The organism is Leifsonia sp. 71-9 (assembly GCF_001898805.1).
In the GTDB taxonomy this organism is placed as follows: Bacteria; Actinomycetota; Actinomycetes; order Actinomycetales; family Microbacteriaceae; genus Leifsonia.
In genome coordinates this window covers 640441-650608 of the sequence record NZ_MKVJ01000017.1, presented here as the reverse complement: position 1 = coordinate 650608, position 10168 = coordinate 640441, and the positions used below count along the sequence as shown (strand labels likewise).

General features: G+C 66.8%; 12 protein-coding genes. 5 read left to right on the top strand and 7 right to left on the bottom strand.

The window, feature by feature from the left end:
* Nucleotides 1-345: 345 nt before the first annotated feature.
* Nucleotides 346-1998, bottom strand: coding sequence for an FAD-dependent oxidoreductase (locus tag BGO91_RS12830; RefSeq protein ID WP_290473133.1), 1653 nt, complete (start codon nt 1996-1998; stop codon nt 346-348).
* A 112-nt stretch (nt 1999-2110) separates the two neighbouring features.
* Between BGO91_RS12830 and BGO91_RS12825 the strand changes: the two genes are divergently transcribed.
* The 3 genes from BGO91_RS12825 (at nt 2111) to BGO91_RS12815 (ending at nt 3002) form a co-directional block, all read left to right on the top strand.
* Nucleotides 2111-2293, top strand: coding sequence for a hypothetical protein (locus tag BGO91_RS12825; protein ID WP_290473132.1), 183 nt, complete (start codon nt 2111-2113; stop codon nt 2291-2293).
* Nucleotides 2294-2295: 2 nt separating this feature from the next.
* Entirely contained in the window at nt 2296-2652 is a 357-nt protein-coding gene (gene trxA / locus BGO91_RS12820) for a thioredoxin (protein WP_290473131.1), read from the top strand.
* Between the two features lie 83 nt (nt 2653-2735).
* The gene (locus BGO91_RS12815) at nt 2736-3002 is read left to right on the top strand and encodes a metal-sensitive transcriptional regulator (RefSeq protein ID WP_290473130.1); all 267 of its coding nucleotides are present in this window, start codon (nt 2736-2738) and stop codon (nt 3000-3002) included.
* 251 nt (nt 3003-3253) lie between these two features.
* On the opposite strand, the gene trxB is transcribed toward BGO91_RS12815, so the two are convergent.
* The 5 genes from trxB to BGO91_RS12790 all read right to left on the bottom strand — a co-directional run bounded on the left by trxB (nt 3254) and on the right by BGO91_RS12790 (nt 7686).
* On the bottom strand, nt 3254-4216 hold the full coding sequence (gene trxB / locus BGO91_RS12810) for a thioredoxin-disulfide reductase (protein WP_290473129.1): 963 nt from the start codon (nt 4214-4216) through the stop codon (nt 3254-3256).
* On the bottom strand, nt 4213-4875 hold the full coding sequence (locus tag BGO91_RS12805; protein ID WP_290473128.1) for a three-helix bundle dimerization domain-containing protein: 663 nt from the start codon (nt 4873-4875) through the stop codon (nt 4213-4215). The genes trxB and BGO91_RS12805 overlap by 4 nt, the downstream gene beginning before the upstream one ends.
* Nucleotides 4876-4880: 5 nt before the next feature.
* On the bottom strand, nt 4881-5294 hold the full coding sequence (locus tag BGO91_RS12800) for an arsenate reductase ArsC (RefSeq protein ID WP_290473127.1): 414 nt from the start codon (nt 5292-5294) through the stop codon (nt 4881-4883).
* 88 nt (nt 5295-5382) lie between these two features.
* Nucleotides 5383-6279 carry a metalloregulator ArsR/SmtB family transcription factor gene (locus BGO91_RS12795; protein ID WP_290473126.1) on the bottom strand — a complete coding sequence of 299 codons (897 nt, stop codon included), beginning with the start codon at nt 6277-6279 and terminating at the stop codon, nt 5383-5385.
* Between the two features lie 96 nt (nt 6280-6375).
* Nucleotides 6376-7686: an NAD(P)-binding domain-containing protein gene (locus tag BGO91_RS12790; RefSeq protein WP_290473125.1), complete on the bottom strand. Its 1311-nt coding sequence runs from the start codon at nt 7684-7686 to the stop codon at nt 6376-6378.
* 85 nt (nt 7687-7771) lie between these two features.
* Between BGO91_RS12790 and BGO91_RS12785 the strand changes: the two genes are divergently transcribed.
* On the top strand, nt 7772-8125 hold the full coding sequence (locus BGO91_RS12785; protein WP_290473124.1) for a metalloregulator ArsR/SmtB family transcription factor: 354 nt from the start codon (nt 7772-7774) through the stop codon (nt 8123-8125).
* 91 nt (nt 8126-8216) lie between these two features.
* On the opposite strand, the gene merA is transcribed toward BGO91_RS12785, so the two are convergent.
* Nucleotides 8217-9641 carry a mercury(II) reductase gene (merA, locus tag BGO91_RS12780; protein WP_290473123.1) on the bottom strand — a complete coding sequence of 475 codons (1425 nt, stop codon included), beginning with the start codon at nt 9639-9641 and terminating at the stop codon, nt 8217-8219.
* A 109-nt stretch (nt 9642-9750) separates the two neighbouring features.
* Between merA and BGO91_RS12775 the strand changes: the two genes are divergently transcribed.
* A complete protein-coding gene (locus tag BGO91_RS12775) occupies nt 9751-10140 on the top strand; it encodes a heavy metal-responsive transcriptional regulator (protein ID WP_290473122.1) in 390 nt (129 codons plus the stop codon).
* The last annotated feature ends 28 nt before the right edge of the window (nt 10141-10168 follow it).

The following is a 10168-nucleotide window of genomic DNA, read 5'->3' as shown; positions in this document are numbered from 1 at the left end:
CCCGACACCTCTATCGGACCCTCAACACCCTCTACGCCGCACCCGAGACAAGTTGACAAACATAGAAGCGTCGAAAGCCCGGCACGGAGAACCGGGAGCGAGCTACGATCGGCCGACGGAAAGACAAACAAGGCAGCCGGTGCAGCGCCGCCGCAGGCGGCTCCTCACGTCGTCATCAGCGCCGGGGCGCACAGGGGGCATCCAGCCGATCTCCGACGCCCGCGACCGGCGTATCTCCTGCGAGATCGGCTGCTGCGTTTCGGACAGGCCGCCACTCTTCGACCTGCCCGAGGCAGCCCGGCGAGCGCGGTGACCGCGGCAGTCGGGACGTCCTCTGCGTGCCGTTCAGGCGGCGACCGACCGCCGAACCGTCGTCGTGGCTCCGGCGGCCCAAGTGCGATAGCCGCCGTCGAGATTGACGACGTCACGGCCATGCTGGGCCAGGATGCGCGCGGCCGTGTGGCCGCGCTGGCCCACCTGACAGTGCACGACAAGCGGCGCGTCGGGCAGCTCCCCGAGTCGCTCGCGGAGGTCGTCGACGGGAATGTTGACCGCGCCCGGGATGCTGCCCGCGGCGTGCTCGCGAGGCGTGCGGACGTCGACGAGAGTGGCTCCGGCGGCAACGGCCGCGTCGAGCTCGTGCCACTGGATCGCCCGGGTTGCGCCGGTGCGGAGGTTGTCTGCGACGTACCCGAGTTGGTTGACGGGGTCTTTGGCGGAGCCGAACTGGGGTGCGTAGGCAAGCTCGAGGCGGGCGAGGCCGGAGGCGGTGATCCTACCGGCCATGGCGACGGCGATCACGTCGATGCGCTTGTCGACCCCCTCGCCGCCGACGATCTGCGCGCCAAGGATGGCGTCGCTTCCCGGGTCGACGAGGAGCTTCACGGACATGGTCTGCGCGCCCGGGTAGTACGTTGCGTGCGAGGCGGGGTGGGTGTGGATGGCTCGGTGGGCGCGACCAGTGGCGACGAGCTGCCGCTCGCTCCAGCCGACCTTGGCGGCGACGGTGTCGAACACCTTCACGATCGCGGTGCCGAGCGCAGGCGTGTTCCGCTCGTCGCGTCCGACGATGACGTCGGCGACCGAGCGGCCGTGCCGATTCGCGAGGCCCGCCATGGTCACGAGCGCGGGCTCGCCGCTGAGGGCGTCGACCTTCTCCACACCGTCGCCGACGGCGAAGATGCCGGGGTCGCTCGTGCGGTTATCGGCGTCGACGGCGATGCCTCCCGTCGGGCCGAGGCGCAGGCCCGCCACCTGGGCCAGGTCGACGCTTGGCACGACCCCGGAGGCGTCGATGATGAAGTCCGGTCGCAGACTGGTGCCGTCGTCGAGGAGGACGCGCCCGGCCTCCACCGAGTCGATCGTGACCGAGGTGCGCACGTCGACACCGTGGCTCCGCAGCTGCGCCTCGAGCGGGGCGACCATCTCGGGGTCGAGCGGGGTCAGGATCTGCTCGCCCCGCTGGATGAGGGTGACGTGGATGCCGCGGTGCACCAGGTTCTCGACGGCCTCGAGGCCGATGAAGCCGCCGCCGACGACGAGTGCCGACGGGTTGTCGGCCGCGGCGTCGACCAGCACGCCGATCGCGTCGACGTCCTCCACCGTGCGGAGGGTGTGCGTCGGGATGCCCGGGTGCCCGGCCGCCTCGCGCGCAGACGCGCCGACGGCGAGGATCAGCCGGTCGTAGCTCTCGGTCATGAGCTCGCCGTCGGCCAGGTCGAGCACCGAGACGGTGCGCGCTGCGGGGTCGATGCCGATGACCTCGTGACCCGTGCGCACGTCGAGCCGGAAGCGCGACGCCAGCGACTGCGGCGTCTGCAGAAGAAGCGAGGACCGGTCGCGGATCACGCCGCCGACGTAGTACGGCAGCCCGCAGTTGGCGTACGAGACGTAGGGGCCGCGCTCGAACACGACGATCTCCGCCACCTCGTCGAGCCGACGCAGCCGTGTCGCAGCAGACATTCCCCCGGCGACTCCGCCGACGATAACCGTCTTCATCCTGGTTACCTCCTGAAGGCTCTTTGGCATACCCTCCCCGGTATCGTACTATACGGACGGGGGTATAGCTAAACACCCCCGGCGAACCTCGAAGGAAGAGAGAACCACCCCCATGTGCTACCCCGCCACCTGCAAAGTCTGCGGCAAGACCACCTGGAGCGGCTGCGGCCAGCACGTCTCCGACGTGCGCCGGCAGGTGCCCGCGAGCCAGTGGTGCAACGGCACCCACACCGACGCCGAGAAGGCCGCCGCGACTGGAGGAGGGTTCTTCGGGCGCCTCTTCGGGAGGGACTGAGCATGAGCACGACCGTGCTCACCGCCGACACCCTCAAAGAGACGATCGAGCAGAACGGCATCGTGCTGCTCGACTTCTGGGCCGCCTGGTGCGGGCCGTGCCGCTCGTTCGCCCCAGTGTTCGAGGCGGCGTCCGAGAAGCACCCCGACATCACGTTCGGCAAGGTCGACACGGAGGCTGAGCAGGAGCTCGCGGCCGCCGCACGGATCACCTCCATCCCCACGCTGATGGCGTTCCGCGACGGCGTGCTTGTGTTCTCGCAGCCCGGCGCCCTCCCCGCCCGCGACCTGGAGGACCTGATCGGTCAGATCCGCGCCATCGACCCCACCCAGCTCGCCGCCGCGAAGGCCCCGGCCTGAGCGCGAAGCGATACCCTGGCGGGTACCGCGACGCACCCGCTCCACCCTCGACACCATTCTCACCATCGAGAAAGAAGACCACCGTGGCCACGACAGCCGCCGATATCAAACCCGTCCTCAACCGGCTGCGCCGCGCACAAGGACAGCTCAACGCCGTCATCGCCGCCGTCGAGAACGGCGGCAAATGCCGAGACGTCGTCATCCAGCTGGCGGCGGTCTCGAGCGCGCTCGACAAGGCCGGGTTCCAGATCATCTCCACGGCCATGCAGAAGTGCCTCACCGACCCCGACGACACCTCCGACCCGATCACCGTCGACGAACTCCAGAAACTCTTCATGACGCTGGCCTGAAACGCCGTGCGGGAAGGTAGCTAGCGCCAGGTGTCGGGCGTAATCCTTCCCTTGCCGGTCCGCACCGCCGGTGCGTCCGCCCCATGACGCGCTGCGGACACACGATCCGTGGTACCGGAGCACCCCGTGCCGCAATCACGTCGGCTGGTGATTCCCCGTCAGGGTCTCTCGCCAACGACGCCGGGATCGCACGTCTCGTAATTCGCCGTACGAGGGGCGGGCGAACAAACGCCAATCCTTCTCGGCCGCGGTCACATTGTGACGGCTGCTGGCTGAACCACTCTGGGGGTGCGTCCTGCGAGGTAATGTTGGGCGTCGAGGGCAGCGGCACACCCGGTTCCTGCGGCGGTGATCGCTTGCCGGTATCGGCGGTCGACGAGATCCCCGCAGGCGAACACGCCGGGCACGTTTGTCGCGGTAGTCGGGTGAGCGACCTTGACGTAGCCGTCGGCGTCCAGATCGATCTGACCGGCGACCAGTGCGCTGCGCGGGTCGTGCCCGATCGCGACGAACAGGCCGGTCGCGTCCAGGGTTGCCGGCTCGCCGGTTACAGTGTCGCGGACAGTGAGCCCGTTCAGCTTGCCGTCGCCGTGGGCTTCGGCGATCTGCGTGTTCCAGCGGATGTTGATCTTGGGGTTCTGCTGAGCCCGGTCCTGCATGATCTTCGATGCACGCAAGGCATCCCGGCGGTGGATGAGGGTCACCGAGTTGGCGAACCGGGTGAGGAACATGGCCTCCTCCAGCGCCGAGTCGCCGCCACCGGCAACCGCGATGTCCTGGTTCTTGAAGAACGCGCCGTCGCAGGTCGCGCACCAGGAGATCCCGTACCCGGAGAGCCGGTCCTCTCCCTCGATGCCGAGCTTGCGATGCGCCGAGCCCATCGCGAGGACGACGGCGTGCGCCTGGTAGGTGTCGCCGTTTCCGGTGGAGATCGTCTTGATCTCGCCGGTCAGGTCGACCGCGGTCGCGTCGTCGTAGACGAGGCGGGCGCCGAAGCGTTCGGCCTGCTGGCGCAGGTTCTCCATCAGGTCAGGGCCCTGGATGCCGTCGATGAAGCCGGGGAAGTTCTCGACCTCGGTGGTGTTCATCAGCGCGCCGCCGAGCTCGACCGAGCTGGTCAGCACGATCGGGTCCAGGCCGGCGCGGGCCAAGTAGATCGCGGCGGTGTAGCCGGCGGGACCGGAGCCGATGACGACAACGTTCTCGACGCTCACGCGGGCGTCACCTCCAGACTCGTCAGCAGCTCGCGCACGTGCTGCTCTACCTCATTGCGAATCGCCCGCACAGCCTCGATCGGCTGATCCTGCGGGTCGGCGAGCTCCCAATTCTGATAGCGCTTGCCGGGGTAGATCGGGCAGGCGTCACCGCACCCCATCGTGACAACGACGTCTGCGGCCTGCACCACGTCATCGGTCAGGGGCTTCGGGAACTCGCGGCTCATGTCCAACCCCACCTCTGTCATCACTTCGACGACTGCCGGGTTCAGGTCGTGCGCGGGCATCGAACCGGCGGAGCGAACATGGACCCGCCCCGAGGACAGGTGCTCGGTGAGGACGGCCGCCATCTGGGAACGCCCAGCGTTCTGCTCGCACACGAACAGCACCTCGGGCCAGATCACCGGCAGTGCACCCTTGGCCTGAGCCAGGGCGGTCAGCCGCTCCGTCGCGAAGTGGATCGTGCGCGTCGTCAGATGCGCCTTGACCTTCGCGGTGCGGAGCAGCGCGGTGTAGGACTCCAGGACATAGCGCTCCACCGTCTCACGGTTGAACACTCCGTCGAACTTGGCGGCGAGGTCGTCGGCGAGCCGACGAAGGTACGCTTCCGGATAGGCCAGCTCGGGCTGGCTACGGCGCCCCGTTGCGTCGATGGTCATGATCGTCACACCGCCGCGGGCAGCAGTTCAGCGAGCAGGGTCTCGACGCGCTGCTTGATGTCGTCACGGATCGGGCGGACCTCCTCGACCGGGCGGCCGGCGGGGTCGGTGAGGTCCCAGTCCTCGTAGCGCTTGCCGGGGAAGATCGGGCAGGTGTTGCCGCAGCCCATCGTGATCACAACGTCGGACTCCTTCACCGCATCGGTGGTGAGGATCTTGGGCTGCTCGCCCGCGATGTCGATGCCTTCCTCGGCCATGACCTGCACGGCGACCGGGTTGATCTGGTCCTTCGGCTCGGAGCCGGCGGAGAGCACCTCGACGCGACCTCCGGAGAGCTCACGCATGAAGCCCGCGGCCATCTGGGAGCGGCCGGCGTTGTGGACACAGACGAACAGGACGGTGGGGGTGGTCTCGGACATGGTTCTCCTCGGTTCTCAACGGTCTTCCATAAGCATAGATGTAGATCAATGCTTATTCCAATCGCCTATCGCCGAGTTCGGCAATCGTTCACTTTTCGATCCGCTCGAGAAGGTCACGGACGCGGCCCTCGATGTCGTTGCGGATCTCGCGCACGCGAGCGATCGGCTGACCGACGGGGTCGGGAATGTCCCAGTCGAGGTATTCGCGGCCCGGGTAGATCGGGCAGGCGTCGCCGCAGCCCATCGTGATCACGTAGTCCGCCGCCCGCACCGCTTCATCAGTCAGCGGCTTGGGGAACTCGCCACCGAGCGGCGTGCCGATCTCGTCCAGCACGCTCACGATCGTCGACCGCACGGCCTCCGCCGGCTCCGAGCCGGCGGTGCGGACGATCACCCGGTCCCCGGCCAGCTGGCGGAGGATGGCCGAGGCGAGCTGGGAGCGGCCGGCGTTCTGCACGCACACGAACAGCACTTCCGGCACTGTGTGGGTCGATTCGTCGGCCCGCAGGAGCGCGTCGAGCCGATCGATGGTGAAGCTGCTGGTCTGCGACGCTCGGGTCGGATGGGATCCATCGCGCTCGCCCAGCATCCGGTAGCTGTCGTGGACATACAAATTGACGGTCTCCGGTGCCAGCACCCCTCGGTATCGTGTCGTCAGGTCGGCGACGATTCGCTCCAGCGCGGCCGTGTCATCGCGTGTCTCGCCGTCTCGGACCAGGTTGGCGACGCGGTCGAGCTGGGAGGGTGTGATCGAGTACCACGCTGTGCGGCCGATCTGTTCGCGCTCGACCAGGCCCTCGTTCTTGAGCATCCGCAGGTGGTGCGAGACGGTGGGCTGGGTGAGGCCGAGGCTCTCGGCCATCCGGGTCACGGAACCTCTGCCCTCCTCGGAATCGAGGATGATTCGGAGGAGGGCAGCGCGGGTGGGATCGCTGATGCGCTTGAGGCTTTGCAGTCCAGCGGGATCGGCGGCCGTCTTGTTCATAGACACAAGTCTATGGAACGGGTTAGCAGCAGTCTTCGCAAGCGGACGGGTCGCAGACGGTCGGGTCGCAGCACTCCATGTCGGTCACCTTCTTCATTACGAGCAGCAGGAGGAACCGCTCGCGCCGGTGGAGCACACGCCCGTGGCCGGCAGCACGAGTTGCACGTTCGTCGCGGAGGCGATGTCGCCGGCGAGGTAGGCGGTGATTGAGCGAACCTGCTCGTAGCCGGTGGCGAGGAGGAACGTCGGGGCGCGGCCGTAGGACTTCATCCCGGCGAGGAAGAAGTTGGGCTCGGGCTGCTGCAGCTCGGCGAAGCCGTGCGGCTCGACGGTACCGCAGGAGTGGATGTTGGGGTCGATCAGGGGCGCCAGCCGGGCCGGCGCCTCCACGATGTCATCCAGGTCCAACCTGATCTCGCGCAGCATGTCCAGATCGGGCCGGAACCCGGTCGCGTTCACCACGATGTCAGTGTCGTGTTCGACGCGTTCGCCCGCTCGCTGCCCGATCAGGCGGAGTCCGCCGTCGATGGGGGCGAGGCGGAGGATCTCGAACCGGTCGAGCTGCTGGATTTTGCCGGTGTCGATGAGGCGGTCGACGCGCTTGCCGATGGCGGCGCGCTCGATCAGCTGGTCGTCGTCCGAGGTGGTGACCCGGACGGCGCTGGCGTTGCGGATCAGCCAGCTGATCTGCGTCTCCGGCACCTCGCGCCTGAGAGCGGCGAGGTTCAAGAGCGTGTTCGCTGCGGAGTGGCCTGCGCCGACGACGGTGACGCGCTTGCCGGCGAACCGGTCGCGCTCGCGCCCGACCACATCCGGGAGCGCGTGCGAGACATGCTCGGCGACGGCCGGCAGCCCGAGCGGGTCGAGTCCGGAGGAGGCGAGACTGTTCGGGGTCAGGTACGTGCCGGATGCGTCGATGACGGCTCGGGCCGTGACCTCCCGCACGCCGTCCTCATCGCTGGTGCGGAGCAGGAAGGGCGTGTCGGCGCGGCCGGCGCTGCGGGTGCGGTCCATGCCCTCGCGGCTGACGTCGGTGACCGTGACTGCGTAGTGGATGTGCGGACGGATTGAGTCGAGCGCAGCCAGCGGCGCAAGGTACTCGTCCAGGAATTGGCCGCCGGTGGGCAGCTTCTTCTCGTCGGGAACTGTCCACCCGGTGTCAGCCAGGAGTCGGCCGGCAGCGGGATCAACGAGCATCTTCCACGGGGAGAAGAAGCGGATGTGCGCCCACTGCGAGACGGTGTGGCCGGAGGCATCTCCGGTCTCGTAGATCTCGAACGGGATGCCCCGTTCGACCAGATGGGAGGCAGCGGCGAGCCCGATCGGGCCGGCGCCGATGATCGCCACCGGGAGTCCGTCGAGACGGCTGCTGCGGACCGTGGGGGCGGTGAGGTCGACGAGAGTCATCCGTGCTTTTCCATTCATCGAAGGTTTTCGATTTACAGTGTGCCTGCTTCATCGAAATCTGTCAATGTACGGGTACACTAGTCGCATGGCCGTTCTCGAAGCACTCCCGATCACACCCGTGAACGCCTGCTGCACTCCTGTGACGAGCGAGACCCTCTCCCTCGACGAGGCGGAGTCGATGGCGACGGCGTTCAAGGCTCTCGGCGACCCGACCCGACTTCGCCTGCTCTCGATCGTGGCCAACTCGGAGGGCCAGGAAGCGTGCGTCTGCGATCTGACCGAACCGATCGGGCTCAGCCAGCCGACGGTTTCACACCACCTCAAGCTGCTGCTGGAGGCGGGCTACATCACCCGGTCGAAGCGTGGCACCTGGTCGTACTACAAGCTCGTCCCAGGAAGCCTGGAGCGCGTCTCGAAGGTGCTAACGACGGCACCGTGAACCAGCTGGTCCAGCCGCTTGTCGCGGCGGGATCGGATGACTCGACATCCATGAGCAGGATGAATGGCAGGAACCACTTCGAGCCTGGATATCAGGCGCAGCAGGACAGCATCGAGACGTCGGTAGTGAATGCCTTGGCCACGATGCGAATTCCTTCCGCCATCGTCAAGTAGGGAGCCCACGCGTCGGCGACCTCATCGATCGTCTTGCCAAGCACGTACACGCCGGCGGCTGCGAGTTCGCCGGCGTCCTGCGAGACCGCGGTCAGACCGAGGATTTCGCCAGTCTCCGCGTTCGCGACCATCTTGATGAAGCCGCGAACGTCGCGGTTGACCAGAGCACGCGTCACGTACTTGAGCGGCAGGACTCTGCAGGCGCAGCGAACACCCGCCGAAATCGCGTCCCGCTCAGTCATCCCGACCGAGCCCACGGCGGGGCTGGTGAAGGTCACCCGAGGCAGCCGCGAATAGTCGATGGCGCGATCAGAGCCGGCCAGGGCGTTCTCGGCGACCAGCGTGCCATGGGCCGCTGCGACGTACACGAATTCCGGGTGCCCCGTCACATCGCCGGCCGCCCAGACCCGTGGGTGGGAGGACCGCAGTCGATCGTTGACAACGATCTCTCCCTTTTCGCCGGCCTCGACTCCTACTGTGTCGAGGTTGAGCCGACTCGTAACTGGCCGCCGACCGAGAGCGACCATGAGCTGGTCAGCGGTGAACTCCCGTTCACCGCCCGACACGACCGCGGTCACGGTCACCTGCCTGGTCACTGCGTCACGGGCCACCCGCACCGGCACCGCGCGGCGCACCACCCTTATGCCCTCGTCCGCGAAGACCTGTTCAAGGATTTTGGAAACCTCCGGCTCCTCCTTCGAAGCCAGGCGCGAGCGCACCAGAAGGGTGACCTGCACGCCGAGCCGTGAGAAGAGCTGAGCCTGCTCGAGAGCGACGTATCCGCCGCCGAGGATGAGCATCGAATCAGGCAGTTCCGTCATCTCCATGGCAGTGGTCGAGGTCAAAAAGCCTGTATTCTCCAAACCGTCGATCGGCGGAGCCCAAGGCTCTGAGCCCGTGGCAACGAGATAGTGTCCCGCCTCGATAGCTTCGATTTCGCCGCTGGAGGTGGTGATCTGAAGAACCGGGGCTTCCGGCGTTCCCGCGAACGCCGCCTCGCCCTGTCTGATCTGCCAACCGTAATGATCGGCGACGTCGACGTACTTTTCGCCCCGCAGATGCTCAACAAGCTCCTGCTTACCGTCGATCAGCTTGGGAACGTCGACCGGCCCGGCACTGGTAGTGATCCCTGGAAATCGGTAACTCGCGTCTGCCGCGACGTGACGAGCTTCGGCAGCTGCGATGAGGGCCTTGGACGGCACGCACCCGGTATTGATGCACGTTCCGCCGAAAGTTCCGCGTTCGATCATCACAACCGTCTTACCAAGCGTCGTAGCTCGGATCGCGGCGGCGAACGCGGCCCCTCCCGAGCCGATTACTGCAAGGTCGTACTTGGATGGCATCCTGATTCCTCCAGGCCTGGATTCGTACTTGGTAGTGTCACTCTCGACCTTCCAGCGCAGGGGAAGGTCAAGGGCCGGACGCAGTCCGGGCGACTCGTAGGAGGCCACAATGCGGATCGGGGAACTCGCTGAGACAGTCGGCACGACCGCCAAGACGCTCCGGTTCTACGAGGCGCAAGGTCTACTCCCACAAGCCGAGCGAACCACGGTCGGCTACCGCGATTACACGCACGACTCGATCCAACGGATCGATTTCATCCACCGCGGCAAGGCCGCCGGGCTGACACTGGCCCAGATCCGCACGATCCTTGAGATTCGCGACCAAGGTCAGGCGCCCTGCGGACACGTCCGTGAGCTTCTCGCCGAACGCTTGACCGAGATCGACCGACAGATTGAGCAATTGCAGGAGCTTCGCGGGAGCCTCGCGTCACTGCACGATCATGCCGTTCATTGCTCGACGAACGCCTGCAGCTCTGATGAGGTCTGTAGTTTTTTGTAGAGGTGCCGCGTTGGCTCCGATGCGGACA

Coding starts and splice junctions, on each gene's coding strand:
- BGO91_RS12830 (WP_290473133.1), bottom strand. CDS start 1,998: ATGAAGACGGTTATCGTCGGCGGAGTCGCCGGGGGAATGTCTGCTGCG.
- BGO91_RS12825 (WP_290473132.1), top strand. CDS start 2,111: ATGTGCTACCCCGCCACCTGCAAAGTCTGCGGCAAGACCACCTGGAGC.
- trxA (WP_290473131.1), top strand. CDS start 2,296: ATGAGCACGACCGTGCTCACCGCCGACACCCTCAAAGAGACGATCGAG.
- BGO91_RS12805 (WP_290473128.1), bottom strand. CDS start 4,875: ATGACCATCGACGCAACGGGGCGCCGTAGCCAGCCCGAGCTGGCCTAT.
- BGO91_RS12800 (WP_290473127.1), bottom strand. CDS start 5,294: ATGTCCGAGACCACCCCCACCGTCCTGTTCGTCTGTGTCCACAACGCC.
- BGO91_RS12795 (WP_290473126.1), bottom strand. CDS start 6,279: ATGAACAAGACGGCCGCCGATCCCGCTGGACTGCAAAGCCTCAAGCGC.
- BGO91_RS12790 (WP_290473125.1), bottom strand. CDS start 7,686: ATGACTCTCGTCGACCTCACCGCCCCCACGGTCCGCAGCAGCCGTCTC.
- BGO91_RS12785 (WP_290473124.1), top strand. CDS start 7,772: ATGGCCGTTCTCGAAGCACTCCCGATCACACCCGTGAACGCCTGCTGC.
- merA (WP_290473123.1), bottom strand. CDS start 9,641: ATGCCATCCAAGTACGACCTTGCAGTAATCGGCTCGGGAGGGGCCGCG.
- BGO91_RS12775 (WP_290473122.1), top strand. CDS start 9,751: ATGCGGATCGGGGAACTCGCTGAGACAGTCGGCACGACCGCCAAGACG.